Genomic DNA, 26,628 nt, shown 5'->3' on the forward strand with positions numbered 1-26,628 from the left:
CTCGGGAACCGGTGTCTGGCCAGGCCAGGAAAAGGATCAGGGGAGATGGGTTTCCATCTCCCCTTTTTTCTTGCGCCTGGAGGACTTTGACATGGTTGCCGAAGCGGACGACACGGACGACGAAAGTTACGCGATAGATTGCCCGGTGCTGGCCACCGAGCGGCTGGTCATGCGGCGCCCGCACGAAGGCGATATCGGGCAGCTGGTGGCGCTCGCGGACAACCGCCACATCGCCGAAATGCTGGCCCGCATGCCGCATCCCTATGGCGAGGCCGAGGCCCGCGCCTTCCTCGCCATGACGGCAGCGCGCCGCGCCGGCATCGTCTATGCGCTGACGCTGGCCGGCACCGACACTTTCGTCGGCTGCGCCGGCCTCAACACCACCGATCGCGGGCTGGAGCTCGGCTACTGGATCGGCGAACCCTACTGGAAGCGCGGCTATGCGACGGAGGCCGCGCACGCGCTGGTCGACCTCGCCTTCCAGAGGACGTCGACCCAGGTGCTGCATGCTTCGACCAGGGTCATCAACCCGGCCTCACGCCGGGTCATCCACAAATGCGGGTTCCAGTATGCCGGGCAGGGCATGTTGAACTCGATCGTCGCCGGCCAGGTGCCGGTCGAGCGCTACCGGCTCGACAGGAAGACCTGGACGAGCCTCAGGAACTGGGTGCACTTTTAGGTGTGTCGATATTCAGGTGAGGCCGGCCTGCGAATGGCGGTTTCCTCCGCTTCCGGTGCTCACGTACTTTAAGTACGCTCCGCTCCGGTTCTCGGAAACCACCATTCTCGGCGCGGCCTGACCTGAATCTCGACGCTCGGCGCGTAGGCTCGAAGCAGAGGTTTGAGGTCAAGCCGTTTCGACCCAAACCGGCAGATGGTCCGAGCCGACCGCCTGCCGGTCGACCCACAGGCGCTTCAGTGTTCCGGCGAGCGAGGCTGAGGTGAAGACATAGTCGATGCGTTTGTGGCGGCCCGCATCGTCGGGCCGCTTGGGATCGACCCAGGTGACCAGATCGGGCGTGTCGAGGCGCTGGGCGGCGTCGACGGCGAGGTCGGCGGTCAGCGGCATGCCGAACTCATGATCCGGGCGGCCGACCAGTTCGACATATTCGGGCGATCCGGGCAGCATATTGAAGTCGCCCATGACGATGAAGGCTTCCGGATAGGGCAGGTCGGGCAGACCGATCTCGGGAATGCCGGACAGGCCGCCGCCTTCCAGCGCATAGTTCAGCAGGCGCTGGCGCAGGAAGCGGATCTGGCCCTGGCGTTCAACCGGGCTGCGATGGTCGAGATGGGTGGAATAGAAGCGGATGAAGCCGAGCGGCGTTTCGATCAGCGCTTCCAGCGCGCCGCGTTGGAAGTTCATCGCTTCCAGGCTGCGGCTGCGCGGCAAAAGGAGGTTGCGCGACAGATGAATGGGCGTTTTCGACAGCACCATGTTGCCGAGCTGGAACGTCGTGGTGATAGCGCGGCCGGCTTCCAGGTGAGAGCCGACATTGACCTCGAAATTGCTGCCATAGGCGGCAAAGTAATCGGGCAGCGCGTCGCAGAGTTCGGCCACCATGTCGTGGTTGCCGTTCCTGGGGTTGTTGCGGGTAACCTCTTGCAGCGCGATCACGTCGGCGCCGCGCACGGCGTCGGCAATGCGGCCGACATCGTAGTGGCCGTCGAGCCCGATGCCGTACTGGATGTTGTAGGTCACAAGCTTCATGCCAGCATTCCCCAGCCCGGCGTCCTGACCCGAAAGCCGAAATCGACCTTCGCCGGGGCACGTGCAGGCTCACAGTGCTACCGCGTCCCGCGCCTCAGCAAAAGCCGGCGTCGGCGCAATCCTTCGCAGAACGGCCTCGCCCTTCGCCTCGCCTTGGTTTAGAGCAATCGCGCAAGCCCACTAGCAGAAACCCGAAAATCCGATGAAATTTCTCGATCAAGCCAAGGTTTACATCCGCTCCGGCGACGGCGGTGCCGGTTCGGTGTCGTTCCGGCGCGAAAAATTCATCGAGTTCGGCGGGCCGGATGGCGGCGATGGCGGCCGCGGCGGTGATGTCTGGCTGGAGGCGGTCGACGGGCTGAACACGCTGATCGACTATCGCTACCAGCAGCATTTCAAGGCCAAGACCGGCACGCATGGCATGGGCCGCAACATGACCGGCGCCAAGGGCGCCGACGTGACGCTGAAAGTGCCGGCCGGAACCCAGGTTTTCGAAGAGGACAACGAGACGCTGATCTGCGACCTCACCGTGGTCGGTCAGCGCTTCCTGCTGGCCAAGGGCGGCAATGGCGGCTTCGGCAACCAGCATTTCAAGACCTCGACCAACCAGGCGCCGCGCCGCGCCAATCCCGGCCTGCCGGGCGAGGAGATGAACATCTGGCTGCGGCTGAAACTGATCGCCGACGCCGGCCTGGTTGGCCTGCCCAATGCCGGCAAGTCGACCTTCCTGGCGGCGGTCACCGCGGCCAAGCCGAAGATCGCCGACTATCCCTTCACCACGCTGCATCCCGGCCTCGGCGTCGCCCGCATCGACGGCCGCGAATTCGTCATCGCCGACATTCCCGGCCTGATCGAAGGCGCACATGAGGGCGTTGGCATCGGCGACCGCTTTTTGGGCCATGTCGAGCGCACGCGGGTGCTGCTGCATCTGGTCTCCGCGCAAGAGGAAAATCCGGGCAAGGCCTACAAGACGGTACGCGCTGAGCTTGATGCCTATGGCAACGGGCTGATCGAGAAGGTCGAGATCCTGGCGCTGTCCCAAGTTGACATTCTCGATGCCGATGAGCGCAAGAAGAAGGCGGCTTCGCTGAAACGCGCCGCCGGCCGCGCGCCGATGCTGCTTTCGGCCGTCACCGGCGAAGGCGTCGAGGCGGTGCAACGGGCGCTGATGGCCGTTGTTGCCGAGGCGCGCGACAAGGTCGTCGTTCCGGTTGGCACGCGCTGGCAATGACCATGCAGTCGTTGAAGAAATACCGGCGTATCACCGTCAAGATCGGCTCGGCATTGCTCGTCGACAGGACGACGGGGCTGAAGCGCGACTGGCTGGATTCGCTGGCCGACGACATCGCCGTGCTGGCCAATGGCGGCGCCGAGGTGATGGTCGTGTCGTCCGGCGCCATCGCGCTCGGCCGCACCATTTTAGGCCTGGGAAAAAGGGCGCTGAAGCTCGAGGAGAGCCAGGCCGCCGCCGCCGTCGGCCAGATCGCGCTGGCCGGCGCCTGGTCGGATGCGCTTGGCAAGGGCGGCCTGAAATCAGGCCAGATCCTTTTGACGCTCGGCGACACCGAGGAGCGCCGCCGCTACCTCAACGCACGGGCGACGATCTCGACGCTGCTCAAGATGAAGGCGGTGCCGGTCATCAACGAGAACGACACGGTGGCGACCTCCGAGATCCGCTATGGCGACAACGACCGGCTGGCCGCGCGCGTCGCCACCATGATGGGCGCCGATCTGCTGGTGCTGCTCTCCGATATCGACGGGCTCTACACGGCGCCGCCGGCCAGAGACCCAGGCGCAAAATTCATTCCGGTGGTCGACCGCATCACGCCCGATATCGAAGCGATGGCCGGTGCGGCTGCCTCCGAACTTTCGCGCGGCGGCATGCGGACAAAACTCGACGCCGGCAAGATCGCCACCGCCGCCGGCACGGCCATGGTCATCACATCAGGCACGCGGCTGTCGCCGCTGATGGCAATCGAGCGCGGCGAGCGGGCCACCTTCTTCCGGCCGAGCGCCAACCCGGTCAAGGGCTACAAGACCTGGATCGCCGGCCAGCTCGAACCGGCGGGCCGGCTCACCGTCGATGCCGGCGCCATCGGTGCGCTCTTGTCGGGCAAGTCGCTGCTGCCGGCCGGCGTCAAATTGGTCAGCGGCAATTTCTCGCGCGGCGACACAGTGGCAATCTTGTCGCCAGAGGGCCGCGAGATCGCGCGCGGGCTGGTTGCCTATGATGCCGCCGATGCCGTAAGGATCGCAGGCCTGAAGACGGCCGAGATCGAAACGGTGCTCGGCTATGAGGCCCGCTCGGCGATGATCCACCGCGACGACCTTGTGGTGAGCGGCGGCGCCGACTGAGATGCGGTCCCGCGATTGAGGGCGCGCTACTTGTCAGGTTCACGCGGCCATTTGGGTGGGTTGCGATAACGACCCTGAAACGCCTGCTGCATTTTCAGAAGCTCGCTGCAACCTCCCAACTCCGCTTCGATGGCTGCCTTGGCACGTCGATCCATTTCGGCTTGGGGAACATCCTTCTCGTCGCCGAAGACGATGTCGCGGATGAGCGCGTCGGTCGTCATTGCTTCCGCGCCTTTTTCCTCTTCCATCTTTTTCTTAAATTCCGCCTCAAGCCGAGCACGCGGCCACATCCGTGGCCCTCCTCTACAACGACAAAGATCTGGGAAAGCGGTGTCGGTGGCGCGCCGCAATAGCGCTCGGCGAGCGCGAGGGACACCATCGTACCTACCATAGTCATGGCCTTGCCGTCGGGGCTCTCGCCGGGTTCGATCTTGTCGTCGCAGTAGCCATTGCCGCGAAGGCCGGCCGCGTGTAAATCCACGAAGCTTCACTGGAGCGGTCAAATGCTGAACAAACACCAAGGCGAAGATGTAGCCAGTTTGATGGCACGGATAGGCCGCAAGGCGCGCGCTGCCGCCCGACCGCTGGCTATCGCGACCACCGCCGCCAAGAATGCCGCGCTGCTGGCCATGGCCGAGGCGATCATCGCCCGTGAGCGGGAGATACTCGACGCCAACGCCCTCGACATCTCGAGCGGCCACGAGTCCGGGCTTTCCGGCTCCTTCATGGAGCGGCTGAAGCTCGATCCGGCGCGCATCCGCGCGATGGCCGATGGTATTCGCGAGATCGCCGAACTTAAGGATCCCGTCGGCGACGTCATCGCCGCCTGGGACCGGCCGAACAGCCTGCAGATCGAACGGGTGCGCACGCCGCTCGGCGTCGTTGGCGTCATCTATGAGAGCCGGCCGAACGTGACGGCGGATGCCGGCGCGCTCTGCCTCAAGGCCGGCAATCCGGTCATCCTGCGCGGCGGCTCGGATTCGCTGAATTCCTCGGCCGCCATCCACGCCTGCCTGGTCGAGGGGCTGAAGGCCGCCGGCCTGCCGGAAGATGCCATCCAGCTGGTGCCGACCACCGACCGCGCCGCCGTCGGCGAGATGCTGAAGGGGCTTTCCGGCAATCTCGATGTGATCATTCCGCGCGGCGGAAAAAGCCTGGTCGGGCGCGTGCAGAGCGAGGCGCGTGTGCCGGTCTTCGCGCATCTCGAAGGCATCTGCCATCTCTATATCGACCGCTCGGCCGATCTCGACATGGCGATCAGGATCGCCGTCAACGCCAAGATGCGGCGCACCGGCGTCTGTGGCGCCGCCGAGACGCTGCTGGTCGACCGTGCCGTGGCGTCCACGCATCTCGTGCCGATCCTCGACGCGCTGCGTGCGGCCGGCTGCGAGATCCATGCCGATCAAGAGGTGCTGAAGCTGTTCTTCGACGCCAAACCGGCGACCGAAGCCGACTGGATGACCGAATATCTCGATGCCATCCTTGCGGTAAAACTGGTCGACGGCGTTGCCGGCGCGGTCGAGCATATCGAGACCTTTTCCTCGCATCACACCGAAGCCATCGTCGCCGAGGACGCCAAGGCGGTCGAAAAATTCTTCAACGAGATCGATTCGGCGATCCTCCTGCACAATGCCTCGACCCAGTTCGCCGATGGCGGCGAGTTCGGCATGGGTGCGGAGATCGGCATCGCCACCGGCAAGATGCACGCGCGCGGCCCGGTCGGGGTCGAACAGCTGACCTCGTTCAAATACCGCGTGCGCGGGTCTGGCCAGGTGAGGCCGTGACGTTTTTCGTCCCAAGGGCTTGAAGGTTGCGCCCAGCCACCCGCCTCTGTCCTGCCGGACATCTCCCCCTCAAGGGGGGAGATCGACTGTCCTTTCCGGTTTCGACAACTACCAGCGTTGCAGAATTTCTCCCGTCGGTGAAACTGCCAATCTCCCCCCTTGAGGGGGAGATGTCCGGCAGGACAGAGGGGGGTGCCTAGCACCATGCTGTCCCCTTCTGACTCCGCCGTCCCCTCCCACTACCTCCACATGCCGCACGCCGGCAAAGGCCTTGCCGTCGGGCTGTTCGGCGGCTCGTTCAACCCGCCGCATGCAGGTCACGCGCTGGTCGCCGAGATCGCACTGAGACGGCTGGCGCTCGACCAACTGTGGTGGATGGTGACGCCAGGCAATCCGCTGAAGAGCACGCGGGAACTGGCGCCGCTCAGCGAGCGCCTGCAGCAGTCCGAGCAGATCGCCAAGAACCCGAAGATCAAGGTCTCCGCCTTCGAGGCGGCACACTATGTCCGTTTCACCGCCGACACGCTGGCGCTGGTCAAGGCGCGCAATCCCGGCGTCGACTTCGTCTGGATCATGGGCGCCGATAGCTTGCGCGACTTCCACCGCTGGCAGCGCTGGCGCCAGATCGTCATGACCTTCCCGATCGCCGTCATCGACCGGCCAGGGGCGACGCTCTCCTTCCTGTCGTCGGTGGTTGCCAAGACCTTCGACTATGCCCGCGTCGACGAGGGCGACGCGCCACGCCTCGCCCGCATGAAGGCGCCGGCCTGGACCTTCATCCACGGCCCGCGCTCGTCGCTGTCGTCAAGCGCCATTCGCAAGGCTGCAAAAGACTGAGCCAGGCCGCCCGGCCATGTCGCATTTGCGGCTGCGTTTGTTCGTTTGGTAGGCGATCCTGACCGGACATGGCGATTTCAAAGAAGAATCAATTCGAAACCGGTTCGGAAGATGGCAACCCGCCGGCGCCGGTGATCGCCATTGCCAGCGTCGTGCTGTCGATGGCGCTGATCGCGGTCGGCAACGGGTTGATGTTCGCCTATATCCCGGTCCGCCTTGGCGTCGAGGGGTTCGATCCGACCTGGGCTGGGCTGATCATCACCGGCCTTTCCGCAGGCGGCCTTGCCGGCTGCATCCTGACCGGTCCGCTGGTGCGCAGGGTCGGGCATGCGCGCGCGTTCATGGTGCTGTCGGCGCTGATTGCGCTGTCCAATGCCGCCATTGGCGCCGGGACCTACCCGCTGCTGTGGATCGCGGCGCGTGCGCTCTACGGCTTTTCCATCTGCGGCCTGTTCATCGTCGCCCAGAGCTGGCTGAACGATGCCGTCGCCAACGCTATACGCGGACGCGTCATGGCGGTGTTCTACGTCGCCTATGTCGCCGGGCTCGGCGTCGGCTATGCCACGCTGGCGGCGATCGATATCCAGACCGCGGCCGCGCCGCTGATCGGCATCGCGTTTACCGCTCTGTCGATCCTGCCGGTCGGCATGACGCGGCTTGCCCAGCCGCCAGCGCCACAGGCCGCGTCGGTGGCGCTCGGCCGTGCCTGGCGGATCTCGCCGGTCGGTGTCGCCGGCATGCTTGCCGTCGGCGGCCTGTCGATGGCGATTTCGGGCTTTGCGCCGATCCATGCCACCGCCGAGGGGTACAGCCAGGCCGATGTGGCCTTGCTCCTGGCGGCGATGCCGCTCGGCACGCTGATCCTGCAAATACCGCTCGGCTGGATCTCCGACCGCACCGACCGGCGCTATGTGCTGATCGCCGCCTCCGCGCTGGCGGTGGCGGCGGGCATGCTTGCCATCGGCTTCGATGGCGGCGCACTGGCGGCGCTGGTGGTGATATACATCGTGTGGGACGGCGCCTCGGAATCGATCTATTCGCTGGCCAGCGCGCATGCTGCCGACCGCGCCAGCAAGAACGACATGGTGGCGCTGTCGAGTTCGCTTTTGTTTGCCTGGTCGCTGTCGGGCTTCGTCGTGCCGGGCATCGTGACCGGGCTTTCCGCCCTCTATGGCACACAGGCCTTCATCTACGTGGCGATCGTCATCGCCTCGGCCTTCTGCCTGTTCGTGCTGTGGCGGGTGCTGACAACGCAGCCGGTGCCGACGGCCGAGACCGGCAGCTTCGCGCCGATGAGCGCGCAGGCGCCGTTGCCGGTGGAGCTTGCCTTCGCACCGGATCAGCAGCGCGACAGCTGAAGGTGCCTCGCTATTGCCGGGTGCTGGAGGGTTCCAGCCGCTGCGCGTCCGGCGGCGGCGCGGGAACCGAAAGCCCTTCGGCATCGAAGGCCTGCTTGATGCGCTTGGTGAGATCGATCTGGGTGGCGAAGAAATCCGCCGCCGAGGTCCAGTAGCGCAAGGAAACGGCGACGCTGGTGTCGCCGACGGTCGAGACGAAGGCGATCGGCGCCGGTTCCCGCCTGACGCGCCGTTCGGCGGCCGCGACACTGAGCATCGTCTTTTGCGCGAAATCGATGTCGTTCCACGAGCCGATGGTCAGCGTGATGTCGCCACGGCGGACGCCGTTGCGGGTAAAATTGCGGACGGGCTGGTTCCAGAGGGTCGAGTTGGGCGCCAGCACATACACGCCGTCGACCGTCCGCAACCTGGTGGCGAACAGGCCGACCTCCTCGACGGTGCCTGAAATGGCACCGACCTCGACATATTCACCGATACGGAACGGCCTGAGCGCCAGCAGCATGATGCCGGCCGCGATGTTCTGCAGCGTGCCCTGCAGCGCCAGGCCAATGGCGAGACCGATGGCGCCGACGGCGGCGATGATCGAGGCGGTCTGCACGCCGAACTGGCCGAGCACCATGATGACGACGAGGATCAGGATGGCGTAGCGGACGATCTTTGAGAAGAAATGGCGCAGCGTCGCGTCGAAGCCATGGATGTGTTTCAGGCCGGCGGAGATCGAGCGCTCGGCGAGGCCGGCCACGATATAGCCGACAACGAGCAGGATGACGGCGCCGATGGCGGAGAATGAGTAGGAGACGATCAGGGTGCTGAGTTGGGCAAGGCCCGCCTGCACGGTGAGGAGCGTGTTCTGAGGATCGATAGGCATTCTGGGAAATCCGATTTTGGGGGGAAAGCCGATAAACCCGCCAATGAGCCCAAAGTTCCGATATTTGCAGGCATTTGGAACCAAACGCAGAGCATCGCGTTGGCGGCGGCCGCGACCCACGTCTTGAAACTGCAACGGAACTCTGCCTATCTAAGTGGTGTCACCTGATTTGGCGGGTGATTTGGTTGTTCTTGCTGCGAAAGGAAATACACTGAGAACAGCACTGCGGAAGAAGGCCGACATCGTGCCTTCGCCGGCCGGGATCAGCGTAAACGACGCCGTGTCCCGCGCCATCAAGACAGTCCTTGCCAGTCTGGAAGACTCCAAGGCCGAAAACATCGTCTCAATCGACATTCAGGGGAAATCGAGCCTCGGCGACTATATGGTTGTCGCGTCGGGCCGATCGCACCGTCATGTCTCGGCTGTCGCCGATCACCTCCTCAAGGCGCTCAAGGATGCCGGCCTCGGCATGGCGCGCGTCGAGGGGCTGGCCGGTGCCGACTGGGTCCTGATCGATTCGGGCGACATCATCGTCCATGTCTTCCGCCCCGAAGTCCGCGAATTCTACAATCTCGAAAAGATGTGGCAGGCGCCGGACCTCGAGGAAGAGACGCTCCACTGAGCCGCATCTGTTTTGATGCATGCCGCTCAGCATGCATCGACGGCTCTTCGAGGCAGGGATGAAGATTACGGTTCATGCCGTGGGCCGGATGAAAGCCGGCCCCGAGAAGCTGCTCGCCGACCGTTATTTCGAGCGCTTCGCCAAGAGCGGTCCCCCGGTCGGGCTCGAATTCTCAGGCGTTGTCGAGATTGCCGAAGGCCGCGCCCAGACCGCCAATGAGCGGCGGCGCGAAGAAGGCCAGAAGCTGCAGACGCAGCTGCAGCAAGGCACCGCGCTGATCCTGCTCGACGAACGCGGCAAAAGCTTTTCCTCCGAGGATTTCGCCGGCCGCATCGGCCTGCTGCGCGACAGCGGCCGCAAGGCGCTGGTCATCGCCATCGGCGGCGCCGACGGCCACGACCAGTCGCTGCGCGACCAGGCCGATCTGGTGGTGTCGTTCGGCGCGCTGACCTGGCCGCATCAGCTGGTGAGGGTGATGCTGGGCGAACAGCTCTACAGGATCGCCACCATCCTTTCGGGACATCCCTATCATCGCTCCTAGACCAGGCCGAATCCTGTGCATCGGCGCCCGCCCGCCCGGATTTCCGCCCCAATGCAGCGGCAGAGTGTACGCCATTGGCAAACCTATCGAACATGGTTGATTGTTCGTTAACGAAGCCACGCATAGAGTCGGGCTTCAATGTCTGAATTTGGACGAACCAGAGCGAGCATTCTGCGCGGCTGCGGCATTGCGGCGGCGGCGTTCGTGCTGTTACTCGGTGCCGCCAGGGCCGAGAACACGCTCGACCTGGCGCCCGATCCGGACAAGAGCCGCGCCGAATACGAGCAGGTCTCGAAGGAGATCACGCTGTCTTCCGAGCGGCTGGCCAAGCTTGCGGCCGACATAGCGGCGGTCAAGAAGGATCATGCCTCGATCACCGCGGCGCTGATCCAGTCGGCGATGACCGAGCAGAAGCTAGGCCAGGACATCGAGGACATCGGCGCCAAGCTGGAGGGGCTGAAGGGCGAGGAGCAGAAGATCCGCGCCTCGCTCAACGCAAGGCGCGACGTGCTGGCTGAGGTGCTCGGCGCGCTGCAGCGCATGGGGCTCAATCCGCCGCCGGCAATCCTGGTCAAGCCGGAAGACGCGCTGTCGTCGGTGCGCAGCGCCATCCTCTTGGGCGCCGTGGTGCCGGAACTGCGCCAGCAGACCGATATATTGCTGGCCGACCTCAAGGAACAGACACGGGTGACGGCCTCGATCGAGGCCGAGCGCGCCAGGCTGACGGAAGCGGTCGGCGAGCAGACGGCGGAAAAGAAGCGGCTCACCATGCTGCTTGAAGCCAAACAGAGGCTCGAAGCCGACACGCAAACGGCGCTGGCGGCGGAAAAGCAGCGCTCCGAGGCACTGGCGGCCAAGGCCGGCAGCCTGAAGGAGCTGATCGCCTCGCTCGAGGCCGACAAGGCGCGCAAGGCGGCGGACCAGACCAAGGCCGGCGAGCAGAAATCGGCCGACGGCGACACGGCTCCGGCGCAAGAGGTTCCCGCACAAGCAGGGGCTCCGGCGCAGACGGAACTGGCTGCACTGCCGGTGCCCGAAGGTAACCGGCTGACCGCTTCAGCGCCGTTTTCGGCGCTTCAGGGGCAGATCGCGCTGCCGGTCATCGGCAAGATAAAACAGCGTTTCGGCACCGATGACGGTAACGGCGCGGTGATGCTTGGTGACATGGTTGCGACACAATCGGGCGCCATCGTCACCGCGCCGGCGGATGGAAATGTGCTTTATGCGGGGCCTTTTCGCTCCTATGGTCAACTCTTGATCCTGAACGCAGGCGACGGCTATCATGTCGTCCTGGCGGGGATGAGCAGAATCAGCGTCGCGACTGGCCAGCCGGTGCTCGCAGGAGAGCCGGTCGGCGCGATGGGAGAGGCCCGGGTGGCGAGCACCTCGGCCTCGAAGAATGGAAATGCCACGCCGGAGCTCTACGTCGAGTTCCGCAAGGATGGAAAACCCGTCGATCCGGCCCCATGGTGGGCGGACCGTTTTTCTGGAAGGACGTGAAATGATGCGGAAACTGTCGCTTCTGTTTGCCGGTGCGCTGATGGGCGCATCAGCGATGAGCCTGGTCTACGGCGCACCCGGCTCGACGGCGAACGCTGCGGGCTCCGAGACCTACAAGCAGCTGGCCATCTTCGGCGACATCTTCGAGCGCGTCCGGGCGCAGTATGTGACGCCGCCGGACGACAAGTCGCTGGTCGAAAACGCCATCAACGGCATGCTGACCTCGCTTGATCCGCACTCCTCCTACATGAATGCCGAGCAGGCGCAGGACATGCGCGTGCAGACCAAGGGCGAATTCGGCGGCCTCGGCATCGAAGTCACCATGGAAAACGACCTGGTTAAGGTGATCACGCCGATCGACGATACGCCGGCCGCCAAGGCGGGCGTGCTTGCCGGCGACTACATCGCCAAGATCGATGGCGATGAGGTGCGCGGCCTGACCCTCAACGACGCCGTCGAGAAGATGCGCGGGCCGGTCAACACGCCGATCAAGCTCACCATCCTGCGCCAGGGCGCCGACAAGCCGATCGAGCTGACCGTCGTGCGCGACATCATCAAGGTCAAGGCGGTCAAGTTCCGGGTCGAGAACGACATCGGCTACATGAAGATCACGTCGTTCACCGAAAAGACCTATGACGACCTCGAGAACGCCATCGACAGCATCAAGAAGCAGGTGCCGAACGACAAGCTCAAGGGCTTTGTGCTCGATCTGCGCCTCAATCCTGGCGGCCTGCTCGACCAGGCGGTGAGCGTGTCCGACGCCTTCCTCGACCGTGGCGAGATCGTCTCGACGCGCGGCCGCGATCCGAAGGACGTCACCCGCTTCGACGCCCGTCCGGGCGACGACATCAAGGGCAAGCCGCTGATCGTGCTGGTCAATGGCGGTTCGGCGAGCGCCTCGGAAATTGTCGCCGGGGCGCTGCAGGATCTGCGCCGCGCCACGGTGGTCGGCACCCAGTCCTTCGGCAAGGGTTCGGTGCAGACCATCATCCCGCTCGGCGAGAACGGCGCGCTGCGCCTGACGACGGCGCTCTATTACACGCCGTCCGGCAAGTCGATCCAGGGCAAGGGCATCACGCCCGACATCAAGGTCGAGCAGCCGCTGCCGCCGGATCTGCAGGGCAGGGACCTGACGCGCGGCGAATCGGATCTCAAGGGCCATATCAAGGGCGCCGATGAGGGTTCGACCGGCTCCGGCTCGGCTGCCTATGTGCCGCCGGATCCGAAGGACGATTTGCAGCTGATCTATGCCGAAGAGCTGCTGCGCGGCCAGAAGACCGATCCGGCGTTTCCGCCGAATCCGGACAAGGCCGTGCTCAACCAGTAAGGACCGAGTGGTCAGAGCAAGGCTCTGGCCGCCCGATCAAAGCAATGCGATGCTGCCGGGGCCGCGAGGTTCCGGCAGTTTGATTCGGGGGACCGCGGTTGGAGCGCCACGCGTCTGGGTTAACGCGCCGGCGATTGCGAATTTTGCGCAGCATGTCTCGTAAAAGGTGACTTTCACTTAAGGGTCGTGCTTCCGGGGACACAAGTTGGCTGACATCAGCAAGGACATCGAACGCCCGCTCGGACAGACGATCCGGCCGCCGCGTGCCGCGTCGCGCGGGCTCAGCGCCGGCACGGTCGGGGCCACGCTGGCGGTGCTGGCCGTGGTCGGTATCTCAAGCGCGATCGCGCTGCGCGAAAAGCCGTTCCGCAAGCCGGAAGAGGTTGCCGTTTCGACGCCGAAGGTGACCGCCGCGCCCAAGACGGAAACGCCGCCCAAGGAAACCTCTCCCAAGACCGACGGGCCGCAGATCATCCATGTGCAGACCGAAGAAGGCGACGGTCCGCCGAAGGCGGCGATCGTCATTCGCGACCCCTCGACGGTCGGCCAGAACCTGAAGATCGCGCATATTCCCGACAAGGCGCTGATCGAGACCAGCGAAACCGGGCCGCTGCCGATGCGTGCCGCCGACGGCAGGCGTCCGTTCGACGTCTATGCGCGGCCGTGGTCGGGATCGCGCGGCGCGCGCGTGGCGATCGTCATCGGCGGGCTCGCCGTGTCGCAGACCGGTACCCAGGCGGCCATCGCCAAGCTGCCGGCCGAGGTGACGCTGGCCTTTGCCCCGCAAGGCAACAGCATCGGCCGGTGGATGCAGGCGGCGCGACAGAGCGGGCACGAGATCGTCATGCAGGTACCGCTCGAGCCGTTCGACTATCCCAACGTCAATCCCGGCCGCAACACGCTGACGGTGGTGGCGAGCCCGGACGAGAATTTGAAGAGCCTGCACTGGGCGCTGTCGCGAACCACCAACTATACCGGCGTGATGAACTATATGGGCGCCCGCTTCTCGGCCGATTCCGCGGCGATGGGGCCGTTCATGGCCGAGCTCGGCAAGCGCGGCTTGGCCTATGTCGACGATGGTTCGTCGGCGCGCAGCCTGGCGCCCGACCTGGCGCTCAAGGACGGCGTGCCGTTCGTCGCCGGCGACACGTCGATCGATGCGGTGCAGGACCGCGGCGCCATCCTGAAGAAACTGGACGAGCTCGAGGCCACGGCGCGGGCAAAGGGTTTTGCTGTCGGCGTCGGCTCGGCATTCGATCTGACGGTCGACACGGTGTCGTCCTGGGTGACGGAAGCCAAGAAGCGCGGCATCGAGATCGTGCCGATTTCGGCGGTGGCCATCGATCCGCAAAAAGGCTAGCAGCCGTTCTCGATAATTCTCTCCCGAGCGAATTCTCAAAAGCGGCGGAAAGCTGGAAAGACTGACTGATGGCGAAGACAAAACCGGTCGATCCCGAGACGCTGCCTTACCGCCCCTGTGTCGGATTGATGATCCTCAATGGCGAAGGGCTGGTCTGGGTCGGTCACCGCATCGCCGAGCCGGACAGCGAATTCGCCGGCACCACGCAGCTCTGGCAGATGCCGCAGGGCGGCATCGACAAGGGCGAGGATCCGCTCGAGGCGGCCGCGCGGGAACTCTACGAGGAGACCGGCATGCGCTCGGTCTCGCTGCTGGCCGAGGCGCCGCACTGGATCAATTACGACCTGCCGCCGCATCTGGTCGGCATCGCCTTCAAGGGCCGCTATCGCGGCCAGACGCAGAAATGGTTCGCCTATCGTTTTCACGGCGACGAGAGCGAGATCCAGATCAACCCGCCACCGGGCGGCCACACGGCCGAGTTCGACCAATGGGCGTGGCGGCCGATGCGCGACTTGCCCGACCTGATCGTGCCGTTCAAGCGCAAGGTCTATGAGGACGTGGTGGCGGCGTTCCGGCATCTGGTGGCGTAACCAGCGCGATCGCGCATGGTCGCTGCGTCGGTTTCGTGGTCTTATGGATGCTGAGCTGCTTCGCACAGGGTCGGTATGAACGACGCCTCCAAAAACGTTCCCGAAAGCATCGCCACGCAAGGTGAGCTGGTCAGTGAAGCGGTGGCCGGCGCCATCCTGACCATCGATCTCGGTGCCATAAGCGAGAACTATCGGCGGCTGAAGGCGCAGCTTGGGAGCGTGCCGTGCGCCGGTGTCGTCAAGGCCGACGGCTATGGCCTGGGCGCGGCGCCCGTGGCGAGGGCGCTGTCGGCCGAAGGCTGCACCACATTCTTCGTCGCGCTGCTCGCCGAGGGCATGGCGCTGCGCGGGGAACTCGGACCCGGACCGGCGATCCATGTCCTCAACGGCCTGCCGCCTGGCTCCGAGCCGGAAGCGATTGCGGCGGAGCTTGTTCCCGTCATCAACAGCGTCGGACAACTGAAGGCCTGGAGCAACGCCGGCCAGCAGGCCGACCGCAAGGTCCCGGCCGCGATCCAGGTCGACAGCGGCATGTCGCGGCTCGGCATGCCGCCGGCGGAGGTCGAGGCGATCAGCCAGGATCGGCGCGCTTTCGACGGCGTCGAAATCGTCCTGGTGATGAGCCATCTCGCCTGCGCCGACGAGCCGCAACATCCCGCCAATGAGCGGCAGTGGCTGGCCTTCGAGCGCTTGCGCAAGATGCTGCCAGAAGCGCCTGCTTCGCTCGCCAATTCGTCCGGCATCTTCCTGGGGTCGGCCTTTCATTTCGACCTCGCCCGCCCGGGGGCGGCGCTCTACGGCATCAATCCGACGCCGAGCGAACCGAACCCGATGCTGCCGGTGGTGCGGCTGCAGGCGAAAGTCGTCCAGACGCGCAGCCTCGAGAAGGGCGCCGGCGTCGGCTATGGCCATACGTTTCGTGCAACCGGCCCGTTGGAAGCGGCGACGATCTCGCTCGGCTATGCCGACGGCTGGCATCGCCGCGCCGCCTCGGCCGCCTGGCTCGGTACGGTCCGCCTGCCCTTTCTCGGACGCGTATCGATGGATTCGATCATCCTCGACATTTCCGCGCTCCCCGTGGGCACGCTCGGCGAGGGCGATCTAGTCGAATTGCTCGGCCCGTCGCAAAGCGTCGATGACGCGGCCGGCCATGCCGGCACGATCGGCTATGAAATCCTGACCAGCCTCGGGGCCCGCTTTCATCGGCGCTACGTGCACGGATAGCAACGCGGTACTTGGCGGGCGCTCGAAAATCCGGCAGACAGAGCATGACGACCCGGCCTGACGAGACGTCGTCGTGGAGAGTGATGCGATGAAGATCTTCGTGTTGGGCGGCGGCGTGATCGGGGTCACCACTGCCTATTATCTCGCCGAGGCCGGCCATGAGGTGACGGTGTTCGACCGCCAGAAGGGGCCGGCGCTGGAAACAAGCTTCGCCAATGCCGGCGAGGTCTCGCCGGGCTATGCCTCGCCATGGGCGGGGCCTGGCATTCCGCTGAAGGCGATCAAATGGCTGCTGATGAAGCATGGCCCGCTGGTGGTGCGGCCCGCCTTCGATCCGCATATGTGGACATGGCTGCTCAAGATGCTGCGCAATTGCACGGCCGAGCGCTACGCGCTGAACAAGTCGCGCATGGTGCCTTTGGCCGAATACAGCCGCGATACGCTGAAGGCGCTGCGCGCGGCGACAGGCATCGCCTATGACGAGCGGACCAAAGGCACGCTGCAGCTGTTTCGCACGCAAAAGCAGCTCGACGGCACCGGCGGCGACGTCGAGGTGCTGAAGAAATACGGCGTCCCCTACGAACTTCTCGATCCCGAAGGCTGCATCGGAGCCGAGCCGGCACTGGCCAACGTGCGCGGCAAATTCGTCGGCGGCCTCAGGCTGCCCGGCGACGAGACCGGCGATTGCAAGATGTTCACCGACCGCATGGCCGAGCTCTGCGTAGCGCGCGGCGTGACCTTCGAATACGGGACGACGATCTCGTACATCGTCAGGACCCGCAATCGCATCAAACACATCAACACCGACAAGGGCGGACGATCGGCTGACGCCTATGTGATGGCGATGGGCAGCTATTCGGCCCAGTTCATGCGCAAAGTAAAGCGGCCGATCCCGGTCTATCCGGTCAAGGGCTATTCGATCACGGTGCCGATCAAGGACGCCGACGCGGCACCCGTCTCGACTGTGATGGACGAGACCTACAAGGTGGCGATCACCAGGCTTGGAGACCGCATCCGCGTCGGCGGTACGGCGGAGATTTCTGGCTTCGATCTCAGGCTGCACGAAACGCGCCGGCGCACGCTCGAGCATTCGGTCGGCGATCTGTTTCCGGGCGGCGGTGACCTCAAGGCGGCGAGCTTCTGGTGCGGCCTGCGGCCGATGACGCCGGACGGGCCGCCGCTGATCGGCCAAAGCGAATTGTCCAACCTCTACCTCAACACCGGCCACGGCACGCTCGGCTGGACCATGGCCTGCGGCTCGGCCAGGGTGCTGGCCGACATCATCTCCAACCGGGTGCCGGAGATCAACGCCCGCGACCTCAGCCCAGACCGCTATCTGAAGTAGCTTTTGAGCATGATATTTACCGAACCTTCGGTTCGAGATCACGCTTATCTCTTTGTTTGATGCAATCCCGGACGGAAAACCGCTTCACACTTTTCCTGGAATTGCTTCAGAACGCCTGCTTCACCCAGCCTTCTGAGAACAGCAGCCGGTAGGCCCAGGGGATCGTCACGTTGGTGGATACCGGGTTCGAATGGGCGAGATAGTCGTCATAGATCGGCTTCATGCGGCGATAGAAGGCGGGATCGAGCACCATCATGCCGTTTTCCGAGTCGTGGAAGAAGCTGCGGTTGTTGAGGTTGACCGACGAGATCGTAACCAGCCTTTCGTCGATCATCATGATCTTGGAATGCAGCACGACGTCCGGCGCCTTGAATTCGCGGATGTCGATGCGGTCGCCATACTTCTCGACGAACAGCTTGTTGAGCGCGGTGAGGAATTTGCCGCCGATGTCGCCCTTGAGGTCGATGCGGCCGACGATATCGATCTTCACGCCGCGCGCCAGCGCCCGGTCGAAGGCCAAAGCGAGCTTCGGCGTCAGATTGAGATAGGGATTGACGATCTGGATGTGATGCTCGGCGGTGTCGATCAGCTCGACGAAATAATTCTCCAGCGCATGCCCGTCCTCATAGGGCACGGAAATGAAATGCCGCGCCACGCCTGACGGAAGCCGGCTGCCTGAGCGGACGGGGATGGAGAACGGCCGGGAGATGTTGGTGTCGGCGTCGTGCAGCCACAGGGTCGAAAGATGCGCGGCGAGCGTTTCGACTGTTGCCGGGTCGGCGATCTCGATGTCGAAGTCGCTCCAGTTCGAGTAGTAGTTCAGCGAGAAGCCGTCGGTCTTGCCGTATTGCTGCAGGTAGGGGTAGCGCGACAGGTCGACCGGCTTGTGGAACAGGAAGCCGTCATGAATGTTGCGGCCTCCGATGATGACGCGTGAGCGGCCGGGATCCGCGGCCAGCGTCGCCAGCATCTTGACGTGATGGGTCTTGTGCAGCTGCGACAGCTGCTCGTCGATCGGCGCGCCGCGGTCGGCCTTCCAGCGGTATTCCTGCAGTTCGACATTGGGGAATTCGGCCGCCAGCCGGTGCAGCATGGCGTCGTCCTTCTCGCGCTCGAGCACGTCGGTCACCATGATGCGCAACTTGGTGCCCAAAGCGGCGTGGTGGCGGATCAGCCGCTCGATGATGCGTCCGGAAAAATCCGCCTTGAACTCCAGCGACGACAGATAGATCAGCCTGAGCTTTGGCGCGTGCGAGAAATCGAGCGGCAACTCCGGGTCGCCCTTGTCGAAGGCGCTGTCAGGCAGCGTCGCGCCCAGCAAGGCTTCGACCTTGGCGTTAAAACCGTCGCGCGATTTGCGCAGCAGGCGCGGCTTAGCGAGCGGCATCGCGCAGCTCTGCGACAGCCAGCGGCTGGCGTAGAAGACGCGGTCGAGTTCCTTCAGCCCCGCCGGATCAGGTTCCGGGCAGCGCTCGTATAGGCTGTCGAGTGCGGCAAGCGCCGGATCGGCGGTCTCTTCGCGCAGGATGGTGAGCGGCGCGCCGGCCGGCGCCAGGCTGGAGCGGATTTTCAAGTCGCAGCGGTTCAGGGTCTCGTCCGGAAACAGGCTGATCGAGGTGTCGCTTGCCGGCAGGCGGAAGCTGAAGGCCGCACCCCGCTCTATGGTGCGGGAGCGGCCATCGGCGCGGATCGCCAGCGCCCCGTCGCAGGTGCCGCCAATGTCGACCGCCTTGGCGCCGGCCTGGCGCAGCGCGATCTCGACCGAGCGGGACTGCAGGCCGGAAAAGGTGAACGTCTTCGCCTCGGAAGGCCGAGCCGCGGCATCGACATAAAGCGTCTGCCGCGACGCCCGCCAGCGCGCCGTGAAGTGGCCTTCGCCGGGTTTGCCGTGCGTCGGCGGTACCTGTGTCGCGGCGACAGGCTTTGCCAGCCGTTCCAGCGTCCGGTATGTCGCCTGGAAGTCACTGTTGGCGATGTCGTGGCGGTCGTGACCGAAGGGGCCTGTGCCGTTCGCCCGGTCCATGGCACCGATCTCGTTGTGGGCGAGCAGCGCCAGGAACTGCTTCTCGTAGTCGCTCTCGCCAGGGCCGCCGAAATACTGGGCAGCCGCGATGTCCGGTCCAGGCGCCTTGGCCGACAGGGACGGGCGCGTGCAGGTGTTTTCGCCGGGAAAGAAATCGCATGTGCCGCGATGCGGGCCGGCGCAACCGGCCAGCGCCATCCACGCCAGCCAGAGCAGGGCCAGGCATCCAGTATTACGCTTACTCACCCTGTCGCCCCGTTCATCGCCTTGAGCTGGGCGGGATCGCGCGGCGGCATGAAGCCCTGCGGAAACACCTTGCAGACGGGGACAGCGAAGGTGGCGATCAAAAGCTCGGCCTCGTTGCGCATTTTCCGTGGAGCCGAATTGTCGTCGCGGATCGTCCTTGCCGAGGCGACAAGCGCGCCATCGCAATCGCAATGATCGTGGCGGGCGATGTAGCAGGCGTCATGGGTCTGGCAGGCGGCATCGAGGCGGTCGACCGGCCTCAACGACAGGTCGCCGCTACGCGTGCCCGGGCCGCAATAATTGCCGAAGACGAAAGGTGAGGGGCGGGCCAGGGCATAGCGGATCGGTTTCGGCAATTCCGCTTCGGGCACCTTGGTCCAGGGGTTGGCGCAGCCCGATAGGAAAACCAGCGGCAGGATGGCAAGAACGGCTCGCATTGTTTCCGCGCCAGCTTTCGAAAATGGTCCACCCGCGCTTGCCGCTCGGTGGCGGATGCCACACTGGCCGATTTTGTGGCAAGGGCAAGGCGCTCAGACGAACAGCGTTCGCTCCCGCTCCACCACCTTTGTAATGAAGCCGGCGACCACCTGGACACGGCGCAGCGGCCTCACCGATTCGTGATAGACCAGCCAGTAGGCGCGGCGGATAGGGGCCACGATGTCGACGGGCACCAACTCCGGCATGGAGCGGGCGACGAAAGTGTGCAGGATGCCGATGCCGGCGCCGGAGCGCACCGCCTCGGCCTGGCCGAGCGCCGAGGAGATGGCGAAGCTGGTGCGCCAATCGGCGCTGAACTCGGCCGCATAGTCGAGCGAGGGGCTAACGATGAGGTCGGGCACGTAGCCGATCAGCGTATGCTGGCCAAGCGCGGCTGCCGTTTGCGGCAGGCCATGCGCCTCGACGTAGGTGCGCGAGGCAAACAGGCCGAGCGTGTAGTCGACCAGCTTGCCCGCCACCAGCCGGCCCTCGGTCGGCCGCTCGACGGTGATGGCGATGTCGGCCTCGCGCCTGGACAGCGAGAACGAGCGCGGCACAGGCACCAGCTGGATGGTGAGTTCGCGGTGGAGTGTCGTCAGCTGGCCGAGGTGCTTGGCCAGGAAGGCGACGCCGAAGCCGTCGGGCGCGCCAATGCGCACCGTGCCGGAGATGTCGTCGCCTTCGCCGGCCACGGTCGAGCGCGCGGCGATCATGTCGCTCTCCATGCGCTCGGCAATGTCGAGGAAGCGTTCGCCCGCCGGCGTCAACTCACTGCCGGTGGTCAGCCGGCGAAAGAGCTTTGTCCTGAGCGCGTCCTCGAGCGCGGCGATGCGGCGCGAGACGGTGGCGTGGTTGAGTTCAAGGCGCTTTGCCGCGCCAAGGATCTGCCCGGCGCGAGCCACGGCGAGGAAGATGCGGACGTCATCCCAGTTCATGGGGGTGGTCCGTATGATGATGGTCGACGTTGCGTTCCTTCGCGCCCCCCTCTGTCCTGCCGGACATCTCCCCCTCTAGGGGGGAGATTGGCGGTTTCGCCGGCAGCTCCCAATTGCCAACCTTTGTGATTGGCGAAAGCAGAGATGACAGCTCAATCTCCCCCCTGGAGGGGGAGATGTCCGGCAGGACAGAGGGGGGCGTGACGAAGCTCAACGTTGGAGTTCCTGTGACGACAAGCACACCCTATCATTTGCGGCAATTGATGCACAGACACCCAGCGCTATCTATTTCCCGCACAACGGTTGCGTTCTGGCTCGCGTTGCCATCGCCCCGACAAAGGCGGACAATGGCTCATCCAAAACAAGGGAGAGAGATCATGATCGAATACGGTCATTACATCGGCGGCAAGCATGTCGCCGGGACCAGCGGCCGCAAGCAGGATGTCATGCAGCCGATGGACGGCTCCGTGCGTGGCACGGTGGCACTGGCTTCGCAGGCGGAACTGCGCGCTGCGGTCGAGAACGCCAAGGCGGCGCAGCCGAAATGGGCCGCCACCAACCCGCAGCGCCGCGTCCGCATCCTGATGAAATTCCTCGAACTGGTCGCCAGGGATTATGACCAGTTGGCCGACATCCTGGCGCGCGAGCACGGCAAGACCATCGCCGACGCCAAGGGCGACATCCAGCGCGGCCTCGAAGTGGTCGAAGTCTGCATCGGCGCGCCGCATATGATGAAGGGCGAATTCACCGACGGCGCCGGCCCCGGCATCGACGTCTATTCGATGCGCCAGCCGCTCGGCGTTGTCGCCGGCATCACCCCGTTCAACTTCCCGGCGATGATCCCGCTGTGGAAGATCGCGCCGGCCATCGCCTGCGGCAACGCCTTCATCCTGAAGCCTTCCGAGCGTGATCCGGGCGTACCGATCCGCATTGCCGAACTGTTCCTCGAGGCCGGCCTGCCGGCCGGCATCCTCAACGTCGTCAATGGCGACAAGGAAGTGGTCGACGCCATCCTCGACGATCCGGACATCAAGGCCGTCGGCTTCGTCGGCTCGACGCCGATCGCCCACTACATCTATTCGCGCGGCACCGCAGCCGGTAAGCGCGTGCAGTGCTTCGGCGGTGCCAAGAACCACATGATCATCATGCCCGACGCCGACATGGACCAGACCGTCGACGCGCTGATCGGCGCCGGCTATGGCTCGGCCGGTGAGCGCTGCATGGCGATCTCGGTGGCTGTGCCGGTCGGCAACGACACCGCCAACCGGCTGATGGAAAAGCTGATCCCGCGCGTCGAAAGCCTGAAGGTCGGCCCGTCGACGGATTCATCCGCCGATTTCGGCCCGCTGGTGACGGCGCAGGCGCTGGAGCGGGTCAAGGGCTATGTCGACATCGGCGTCAAGGAAGGCGCCAAGCTGGTCGTCGACGGCCGCGGCTTCTCCATGCAGGGTTACGAGAACGGCTACTATATGGGTGGCTGCCTGTTCGACAACGTCACCGCCGACATGCGCATCTACAAGGAAGAGATCTTTGGGCCGGTGCTCTCGGTGGTGCGCGCGCCGACCTACGAGAACGCCATCAAGCTCGCCAACGACCACGAGATGGGCAATGGCGTCGCCATCTACACCCGCGACGGCGACGCGGCGCGCGACTTTGCCTCGCGGGTCCAGGTCGGCATGGTCGGCGTCAACGTGCCGATCCCGGTGCCGATCGCCTATTACACCTTCGGCGGCTGGAAGGCGTCGTCCTTCGGCGACCTCAACCAGCACGGCGCGGATGCGTTCCGCTTCTACACCAAGACCAAGACGGTCACCTCGCGCTGGCCGTCCGGCATCAAGGACGGCGCGGAATTCGTCATTCCGACGATGAACTGATCCGTTTCGAATATCGACAATCAAAGGCCCGGCCAAGAACCGGGCCTTTTGCTTTCTGGGATTACGGATCGCGGCCAGTATCTGCCGGAATGCTAATGTGATGGAACCATGCGGGCAGCGGTGATCTTACCTCGCTAAGCGCCGCCGCGGAGGGCCGGCGGATCGATGGCGGTGGCGATTGTTTCGAGCGTCACCGGTGCAAGGAGGTGTGAGATGGTACGTCTCACGGCAATGATGCTTTGCGTGGCGACGGCGCGTCCTTTGCCACCCCAGCTGCGGCGGCCGAACAATGCGCGGCGCGCGCCGACATCGTCAGGGCGCTCGGCGACAAGTTCCACGAAAGCGAAACCGCACGCGGCCTGGTCAATCCAAGCGTCATCCTTGAGGTCTTCGTTTCCGAGCAGGGCACCTGGACGATCCTTGCCACCGACACGCAAGGTCAGAGTTGCGTCATCATGGCGGGCGAAGGTTGGGACGGTGCGACGATGGTGGCTGCCCTGCCGGGTACCTGAAGGTTTTCCAAGGCTGTTGCGGCATGGCCAGACCGCGACTGTCTTTCGGATCTAAAAGGGAACAAGCGGGCGGCGCCCGCTTGTTATTTTCCTTGGCCAGCACCATATATGGAACATAGCGGGAACATCCGCTGGACGGCAGACCGGAACACAGAAAGGAGCGACGCGATGATGACGTCGGAACCGGCCTGGGTCGCCCCGGCAAAATGAGGCCGTCAACCACCTCTTCTTGCCGGGACGCGATGGCAAAGGAGGTGCTTTATGGCACGCAAATCTCTGTCAGCTTGGGTGAAGACCCTGGTTCTTGCCGGTGCACTGGCGATGGGTACGAGTGCCGCCAGCGCCCAGTACCAGTTCTGCGTTGAGCACGGCGTTCTCGTCGCGCATCTGAGCGAGAATTTCCAGGAAAAGCAGTTTGCGTTCGGGCTGATCGGTCAGACCGCGATCATGGAAGTCTTCGTCGCCAAGAGCGGAACCTGGACGATCGTCGTCACCGATGTCGCCGGCACAAGCTGCATCATCGCGGCCGGCAACAATTGGGAAAACGTGGTGGCCCAGCCCGGCCACGATGCGTGACGGAACGAGCGCTGTGCCTTGCGCGCCCGCCGTCAAAGCCGATGAACAATGGCCTCGCCGGCAGCATCGTCATGCGCCGATCTCCAACCGCGTGATCCCTTCGTCGGCCAGCGTGAAGTTGTAATGGAGTGTCGCCGGACTGCCGGGGAAATTGCCCGACACGATGCCGGCGACCCGCCATGCATGGCCATCGACCGTCGCGCCGGCAACCTCGACCGTCACCCGATATTTGCGTGTGGTTGCTTCCATCCAGTCACGGATGGCGGCTGCCCCCTGATGGGTTTCGCCTTCATCACGGACCGTTGCGTTCGGTGAGAAGGGGATGAGCATTCCGTCGATGTCATGCCTGTTCTTGGCGGCAAAATAATCCACCAGTGGCTGGGGCAGTTTCATGGTCATGGGCTCGTCTCCGGTTCCGATTGCCACTGTCGACCTGACGGCCGCGGCGCTTGTCCGGTTCCTAAAATGAGATATGCTGAAGAAATGACAAGAACCGACGAAAAAGTAAGGTACTTACCTGAAAGTAAGGACGGGCCCGAAGGTAAGGTCGAGGTGCTGACGCCGTTGTCAGCGGCGAGTGGCGTCGAGAATGTGCTGCGTATTCTGGAGGGCCGTTGGAAACTGGTGATCCTGTTTCACCTGTTCGGCGGCAAGGTGCTTCGCTTTTCCGATCTCGAACGGGCGATCCCGGCGATCTCGCAGAAGATGCTGATCCAGCAGCTGCGGCAGATGGAGGCCGACGGCATCGTACGCCGAATCGTGCATCACCAGGTGCCGCCGAAGGTCGAGTACTGCCTGACCGACTGGGGCCAGGCGCTATGCCCGGCTCTCGACGCCTTGTTGAAATGGGCGGCGCAGAAGGAGCCGGCCGAACGCTGATTCCGATTCGTCTATCGCGTCGCCGCCGTCTCGGCATGGCCACGCAGCAGCGCCATCAGCCGCTTGGCGTCCTTTGCTGCTCCTTCCTCGTCGCCATCGAGGATCGAGCGGATCAGCGCGACATGGTGCTCGGCCGATTCGGCGAGCCCGGTATCGGCCTTGTAGCGGAACCAGAAGCGGCGGCTGTGGGTCTGCAAGGGTGCGGCAAGCCGCGCCGCGAACGGGTTGTCGGCGGCCTGCGCAAGCGCCTCGTCGAGCGCCTTGTCGGCCTGGATGAAGGCCAGCACATTGCCCGAAATCACCGCCTTCTGCATGGCAAGGGCGGCTTCGTGAAACAGGTCGGCCGCCTCGCGGGTGACGAAGCGTGCGGCCGAGCGGGCGAGCACCACCTCGACGCCGCGACGCGCGTCGAGGACGCGCAGCCAGTCGCCGGGATGGAGCGGAGCAATCGCGATGCCGGCACGTGGCCGGACATCGAGCAGTCCTTCCCAGGCCAGGCGCTGGATCGCTTCGCGCACCGGCGTGCGGCCGAGGCCGAGGCGTTCGATCAGCGCGCCTTCGGTGACGAAACTGGCCGGCGCCAATTCGAGCGTCACGATCATGTGCTCGAGCATGCGATAGGCTTTTGCCGCCGCTGGCTCGGAGCCAGATATATCATCCCACAATGCCATCGCGCCCTCTGATATATTTTAGATATATCATAACAGATTCCGCATTGACAGCGGGTTTCTTGTCAAATATATCACTGATATATCAGATGGAGAGATAACTATGTGGACCGGAGTTTTCCCCGCCGTCACGACCAAATTCACCGAGGACGACCGCCTCGACCACGCCGAGATGGAGCGCTGCTTTGCACTACAGATGGAGGCCGGTTGCGACGGCATCATCGTTTGCGGCTCGCTCGGCGAAGGGCCGATGCTGTCGCATGACGAGAAGATCGAGGTGCTGAAGACGGCACAGAAGGTCGCCGGCAAGAAGCCGGTGCTGCTGACGGTCAACGAGGCCGGCACCCGCGAGGCGGCCAGCATCGCGCGCCGCGCCGCCAAGGAAGGCGCCAACGGACTGATGGTCGTGCCGAGCCCTATCTATCACACCAATGAGGAAGAGACGGTCGCGGCGCTCCGCGCCGTCGCCGAGGCCGGCGACCTGCCGGTCATGATCTACTCCAACCGGCTCGCCTACCGCGTCGACGTTACCGTCGACCAGATGGAGGAACTGGCGGCCGACAAGCGCTTTGTCGCCATCAAGGAATCCTCCGACGACATCCGTCGCTCGACTGAGATCATCAACCGCTTCGGCACACGCTACGACCTGTTCACCGGCGTCGACAATCTCGCCTTCGAGGCACTGTCGGTGGGCGCCATCGGCTGGGTGGCCGGGCTGGTCACCGCCTTCCCGCGCGAGACGGTCGCCATCTACCAGCTGATGAAGCAGGGTCGCCGCGAGGAGGCTCTCTCCATCTATCGCTGGTTCCGGCCGCTGCTCGACCTCGACGTGTCGACCTATCTGGTGCAGAACATCAAGCTGGCGGAAGTGTTTGCTATTCAAACCAACGACCGCGTGCGCATGCCGCGCCAGCCGCTGTCGGGCGAGCGCCGCAAGGCGGTCGAGAAGATCGTCAAGGACGCATTGGCAGTGCGGCCGAAGCTGCCGCAGTTATAAGTAATCTCTTAGAAGATGG

The 26,628-nt window shown here is 64.5% G+C and carries 27 protein-coding genes; 19 read left to right on the forward strand and 8 right to left on the reverse strand.

Translation table 11 applies throughout. The annotated features are described in order from the left end of the window. Nucleotides 1–91: 91 nt before the first annotated feature. Nucleotides 92–679 carry a GNAT family N-acetyltransferase gene (locus AC04SI_RS06285; RefSeq protein WP_404282851.1) on the forward strand — a complete coding sequence of 196 codons (588 nt, stop codon included), beginning with the start codon at nucleotides 92–94 and terminating at the stop codon, nucleotides 677–679. A gap of 168 nt (nucleotides 680–847) precedes the next feature. Here the strand turns inward: AC04SI_RS06285 and AC04SI_RS06290 are convergent, their stop codons facing one another. Next, the gene (locus AC04SI_RS06290) at nucleotides 848–1,711 is read right to left on the reverse strand and encodes an endonuclease/exonuclease/phosphatase family protein (protein ID WP_404282852.1); all 864 of its coding nucleotides are present in this window, start codon (nucleotides 1,709–1,711) and stop codon (nucleotides 848–850) included. Nucleotides 1,712–1,913: 202 nt separating this feature from the next. Between AC04SI_RS06290 and obgE the strand changes: the two genes are divergently transcribed. Next, nucleotides 1,914–2,942, forward strand: a complete 1,029-nt coding sequence (obgE, locus tag AC04SI_RS06295; protein WP_006206379.1) for a GTPase ObgE — start codon at nucleotides 1,914–1,916, stop codon at nucleotides 2,940–2,942. Nucleotides 2,943–2,944: 2 nt separating this feature from the next. Then, a complete protein-coding gene (gene proB, locus AC04SI_RS06300; RefSeq protein WP_404282853.1) occupies nucleotides 2,945–4,066 on the forward strand; it encodes a glutamate 5-kinase in 1,122 nt (373 codons plus the stop codon). Nucleotides 4,067–4,092: 26 nt separating this feature from the next. On the opposite strand, the gene AC04SI_RS06305 is transcribed toward proB, so the two are convergent. Beyond that, entirely contained in the window at nucleotides 4,093–4,356 is a 264-nt protein-coding gene (locus AC04SI_RS06305) for a hypothetical protein (protein ID WP_404282855.1), read from the reverse strand. Nucleotides 4,357–4,569: 213 nt separating this feature from the next. Between AC04SI_RS06305 and AC04SI_RS06310 the strand changes: the two genes are divergently transcribed. The 3 genes from AC04SI_RS06310 (at nucleotide 4,570) to AC04SI_RS06320 (ending at nucleotide 8,045) form a co-directional block, all read left to right on the forward strand. After that, entirely contained in the window at nucleotides 4,570–5,850 is a 1,281-nt protein-coding gene (locus AC04SI_RS06310; protein ID WP_404282857.1) for a glutamate-5-semialdehyde dehydrogenase, read from the forward strand. A 249-nt stretch (nucleotides 5,851–6,099) separates the two neighbouring features. Continuing rightward, nucleotides 6,100–6,687: a nicotinate-nucleotide adenylyltransferase gene (locus tag AC04SI_RS06315; protein ID WP_404282985.1), complete on the forward strand. Its 588-nt coding sequence runs from the start codon at nucleotides 6,100–6,102 to the stop codon at nucleotides 6,685–6,687. A gap of 68 nt (nucleotides 6,688–6,755) precedes the next feature. Continuing rightward, nucleotides 6,756–8,045: an MFS transporter gene (locus tag AC04SI_RS06320; RefSeq protein WP_404282858.1), complete on the forward strand. Its 1,290-nt coding sequence runs from the start codon at nucleotides 6,756–6,758 to the stop codon at nucleotides 8,043–8,045. Nucleotides 8,046–8,055: 10 nt separating this feature from the next. Here AC04SI_RS06320 and AC04SI_RS06325 read toward each other — a convergent pair whose 3' ends face one another. After that, the gene (locus AC04SI_RS06325) at nucleotides 8,056–8,913 is read right to left on the reverse strand and encodes a mechanosensitive ion channel family protein (RefSeq protein WP_404282859.1); all 858 of its coding nucleotides are present in this window, start codon (nucleotides 8,911–8,913) and stop codon (nucleotides 8,056–8,058) included. A gap of 244 nt (nucleotides 8,914–9,157) precedes the next feature. On the opposite strand from AC04SI_RS06325, the gene rsfS reads away from it, so the two are divergent. The 8 genes from rsfS to AC04SI_RS06365 all read left to right on the forward strand — a co-directional run bounded on the left by rsfS (nucleotide 9,158) and on the right by AC04SI_RS06365 (nucleotide 17,422). Further along, nucleotides 9,158–9,535, forward strand: coding sequence for a ribosome silencing factor (rsfS, locus tag AC04SI_RS06330; RefSeq protein WP_006206388.1), 378 nt, complete (start codon nucleotides 9,158–9,160; stop codon nucleotides 9,533–9,535). Nucleotides 9,536–9,593: 58 nt separating this feature from the next. Further along, a complete protein-coding gene (gene rlmH, locus AC04SI_RS06335; protein ID WP_404282862.1) occupies nucleotides 9,594–10,076 on the forward strand; it encodes a 23S rRNA (pseudouridine(1915)-N(3))-methyltransferase RlmH in 483 nt (160 codons plus the stop codon). 138 nt (nucleotides 10,077–10,214) lie between these two features. Further along, nucleotides 10,215–11,576 (forward strand): murein hydrolase activator EnvC family protein, encoded by a 1,362-nt coding sequence (locus tag AC04SI_RS06340; RefSeq protein WP_404282863.1) that lies wholly within the window; start codon nucleotides 10,215–10,217, stop codon nucleotides 11,574–11,576. 1 nt (nucleotide 11,577) lies between these two features. Further along, nucleotides 11,578–12,903: a S41 family peptidase gene (locus tag AC04SI_RS06345; RefSeq protein WP_192181996.1), complete on the forward strand. Its 1,326-nt coding sequence runs from the start codon at nucleotides 11,578–11,580 to the stop codon at nucleotides 12,901–12,903. A gap of 205 nt (nucleotides 12,904–13,108) precedes the next feature. Then, nucleotides 13,109–14,263: a divergent polysaccharide deacetylase family protein gene (locus tag AC04SI_RS06350; protein WP_404282864.1), complete on the forward strand. Its 1,155-nt coding sequence runs from the start codon at nucleotides 13,109–13,111 to the stop codon at nucleotides 14,261–14,263. 68 nt (nucleotides 14,264–14,331) lie between these two features. Further along, nucleotides 14,332–14,853 carry an RNA pyrophosphohydrolase gene (locus tag AC04SI_RS06355; RefSeq protein WP_404282866.1) on the forward strand — a complete coding sequence of 174 codons (522 nt, stop codon included), beginning with the start codon at nucleotides 14,332–14,334 and terminating at the stop codon, nucleotides 14,851–14,853. 75 nt (nucleotides 14,854–14,928) lie between these two features. Then, nucleotides 14,929–16,077 (forward strand): alanine racemase, encoded by a 1,149-nt coding sequence (gene alr / locus AC04SI_RS06360; RefSeq protein WP_488474018.1) that lies wholly within the window; start codon nucleotides 14,929–14,931, stop codon nucleotides 16,075–16,077. An 88-nt stretch (nucleotides 16,078–16,165) separates the two neighbouring features. Beyond that, nucleotides 16,166–17,422 carry a D-amino acid dehydrogenase gene (locus AC04SI_RS06365; protein ID WP_404282869.1) on the forward strand — a complete coding sequence of 419 codons (1,257 nt, stop codon included), beginning with the start codon at nucleotides 16,166–16,168 and terminating at the stop codon, nucleotides 17,420–17,422. A gap of 106 nt (nucleotides 17,423–17,528) precedes the next feature. Here the strand turns inward: AC04SI_RS06365 and AC04SI_RS06370 are convergent, their stop codons facing one another. From AC04SI_RS06370 to AC04SI_RS06380, 3 genes are all read right to left on the reverse strand, one after another. After that, entirely contained in the window at nucleotides 17,529–19,643 is a 2,115-nt protein-coding gene (locus AC04SI_RS06370) for a phospholipase D-like domain-containing protein (RefSeq protein WP_404282987.1), read from the reverse strand. Nucleotides 19,644–19,687: 44 nt separating this feature from the next. Beyond that, nucleotides 19,688–20,128: a phospholipase A2 family protein gene (locus AC04SI_RS06375; RefSeq protein ID WP_006204835.1), complete on the reverse strand. Its 441-nt coding sequence runs from the start codon at nucleotides 20,126–20,128 to the stop codon at nucleotides 19,688–19,690. Between the two features lie 93 nt (nucleotides 20,129–20,221). Beyond that, nucleotides 20,222–21,103, reverse strand: a complete 882-nt coding sequence (locus AC04SI_RS06380; RefSeq protein WP_404282871.1) for a LysR family transcriptional regulator — start codon at nucleotides 21,101–21,103, stop codon at nucleotides 20,222–20,224. 377 nt (nucleotides 21,104–21,480) lie between these two features. On the opposite strand from AC04SI_RS06380, the gene AC04SI_RS06385 reads away from it, so the two are divergent. From AC04SI_RS06385 to AC04SI_RS06395, 3 genes are all read left to right on the forward strand, one after another. Beyond that, entirely contained in the window at nucleotides 21,481–22,977 is a 1,497-nt protein-coding gene (locus tag AC04SI_RS06385) for a CoA-acylating methylmalonate-semialdehyde dehydrogenase (protein ID WP_404282872.1), read from the forward strand. Nucleotides 22,978–23,216: 239 nt separating this feature from the next. After that, the gene (locus AC04SI_RS06390; protein WP_488474019.1) at nucleotides 23,217–23,489 is read left to right on the forward strand and encodes a hypothetical protein; all 273 of its coding nucleotides are present in this window, start codon (nucleotides 23,217–23,219) and stop codon (nucleotides 23,487–23,489) included. Nucleotides 23,490–23,750: 261 nt separating this feature from the next. After that, nucleotides 23,751–24,065, forward strand: a complete 315-nt coding sequence (locus tag AC04SI_RS06395) for a hypothetical protein (protein WP_404282876.1) — start codon at nucleotides 23,751–23,753, stop codon at nucleotides 24,063–24,065. Nucleotides 24,066–24,134: 69 nt separating this feature from the next. On the opposite strand, the gene AC04SI_RS06400 is transcribed toward AC04SI_RS06395, so the two are convergent. Further along, nucleotides 24,135–24,464, reverse strand: a complete 330-nt coding sequence (locus AC04SI_RS06400) for a nuclear transport factor 2 family protein (RefSeq protein WP_404282878.1) — start codon at nucleotides 24,462–24,464, stop codon at nucleotides 24,135–24,137. Between the two features lie 156 nt (nucleotides 24,465–24,620). Between AC04SI_RS06400 and AC04SI_RS06405 the strand changes: the two genes are divergently transcribed. Beyond that, a complete protein-coding gene (locus AC04SI_RS06405) occupies nucleotides 24,621–24,944 on the forward strand; it encodes a winged helix-turn-helix transcriptional regulator (protein WP_404282989.1) in 324 nt (107 codons plus the stop codon). Nucleotides 24,945–24,955: 11 nt separating this feature from the next. Here the strand turns inward: AC04SI_RS06405 and AC04SI_RS06410 are convergent, their stop codons facing one another. Then, nucleotides 24,956–25,615: a GntR family transcriptional regulator gene (locus tag AC04SI_RS06410; RefSeq protein ID WP_488474020.1), complete on the reverse strand. Its 660-nt coding sequence runs from the start codon at nucleotides 25,613–25,615 to the stop codon at nucleotides 24,956–24,958. Between the two features lie 100 nt (nucleotides 25,616–25,715). Here AC04SI_RS06410 and AC04SI_RS06415 point away from each other — a divergent pair, with 100 nt between their 5' ends. Further along, nucleotides 25,716–26,609 carry a dihydrodipicolinate synthase family protein gene (locus tag AC04SI_RS06415; protein WP_404282882.1) on the forward strand — a complete coding sequence of 298 codons (894 nt, stop codon included), beginning with the start codon at nucleotides 25,716–25,718 and terminating at the stop codon, nucleotides 26,607–26,609. The last annotated feature ends 19 nt before the right edge of the window (nucleotides 26,610–26,628 follow it).

The sequence above is a fragment of the Mesorhizobium sp. CNPSo 4689 genome, from assembly GCF_057784325.1.

Excerpts from the sequence above, each read along its gene's own strand:
- AC04SI_RS06285 (WP_404282851.1), top strand. The coding sequence starts at position 92 with ATGGTTGCCGAAGCGGACGACACGGACGACGAAAGTTACGCGATAGAT.
- AC04SI_RS06290 (WP_404282852.1), bottom strand. The coding sequence starts at position 1,711 with ATGAAGCTTGTGACCTACAACATCCAGTACGGCATCGGGCTCGACGGC.
- obgE (WP_006206379.1), top strand. The coding sequence starts at position 1,914 with ATGAAATTTCTCGATCAAGCCAAGGTTTACATCCGCTCCGGCGACGGC.
- proB (WP_404282853.1), top strand. The coding sequence starts at position 2,945 with ATGCAGTCGTTGAAGAAATACCGGCGTATCACCGTCAAGATCGGCTCG.
- AC04SI_RS06305 (WP_404282855.1), bottom strand. The coding sequence starts at position 4,356 with ATGTGGCCGCGTGCTCGGCTTGAGGCGGAATTTAAGAAAAAGATGGAA.
- AC04SI_RS06310 (WP_404282857.1), top strand. The coding sequence starts at position 4,570 with ATGCTGAACAAACACCAAGGCGAAGATGTAGCCAGTTTGATGGCACGG.
- AC04SI_RS06315 (WP_404282985.1), top strand. The coding sequence starts at position 6,100 with ATGCCGCACGCCGGCAAAGGCCTTGCCGTCGGGCTGTTCGGCGGCTCG.
- AC04SI_RS06320 (WP_404282858.1), top strand. The coding sequence starts at position 6,756 with ATGGCGATTTCAAAGAAGAATCAATTCGAAACCGGTTCGGAAGATGGC.
- AC04SI_RS06325 (WP_404282859.1), bottom strand. The coding sequence starts at position 8,913 with ATGCCTATCGATCCTCAGAACACGCTCCTCACCGTGCAGGCGGGCCTT.
- rlmH (WP_404282862.1), top strand. The coding sequence starts at position 9,594 with ATGAAGATTACGGTTCATGCCGTGGGCCGGATGAAAGCCGGCCCCGAG.
- AC04SI_RS06340 (WP_404282863.1), top strand. The coding sequence starts at position 10,215 with ATGTCTGAATTTGGACGAACCAGAGCGAGCATTCTGCGCGGCTGCGGC.
- AC04SI_RS06345 (WP_192181996.1), top strand. The coding sequence starts at position 11,578 with ATGATGCGGAAACTGTCGCTTCTGTTTGCCGGTGCGCTGATGGGCGCA.
- AC04SI_RS06355 (WP_404282866.1), top strand. The coding sequence starts at position 14,332 with ATGGCGAAGACAAAACCGGTCGATCCCGAGACGCTGCCTTACCGCCCC.
- alr (WP_488474018.1), top strand. The coding sequence starts at position 14,929 with ATGAACGACGCCTCCAAAAACGTTCCCGAAAGCATCGCCACGCAAGGT.
- AC04SI_RS06365 (WP_404282869.1), top strand. The coding sequence starts at position 16,166 with ATGAAGATCTTCGTGTTGGGCGGCGGCGTGATCGGGGTCACCACTGCC.
- AC04SI_RS06370 (WP_404282987.1), bottom strand. The coding sequence starts at position 19,643 with ATGGCGCTGGCCGGTTGCGCCGGCCCGCATCGCGGCACATGCGATTTC.
- AC04SI_RS06375 (WP_006204835.1), bottom strand. The coding sequence starts at position 20,128 with ATGCGAGCCGTTCTTGCCATCCTGCCGCTGGTTTTCCTATCGGGCTGC.
- AC04SI_RS06380 (WP_404282871.1), bottom strand. The coding sequence starts at position 21,103 with ATGAACTGGGATGACGTCCGCATCTTCCTCGCCGTGGCTCGCGCCGGG.
- AC04SI_RS06385 (WP_404282872.1), top strand. The coding sequence starts at position 21,481 with ATGATCGAATACGGTCATTACATCGGCGGCAAGCATGTCGCCGGGACC.
- AC04SI_RS06395 (WP_404282876.1), top strand. The coding sequence starts at position 23,751 with ATGGCACGCAAATCTCTGTCAGCTTGGGTGAAGACCCTGGTTCTTGCC.
- AC04SI_RS06400 (WP_404282878.1), bottom strand. The coding sequence starts at position 24,464 with ATGACCATGAAACTGCCCCAGCCACTGGTGGATTATTTTGCCGCCAAG.
- AC04SI_RS06410 (WP_488474020.1), bottom strand. The coding sequence starts at position 25,615 with ATGGCATTGTGGGATGATATATCTGGCTCCGAGCCAGCGGCGGCAAAA.
- AC04SI_RS06415 (WP_404282882.1), top strand. The coding sequence starts at position 25,716 with ATGTGGACCGGAGTTTTCCCCGCCGTCACGACCAAATTCACCGAGGAC.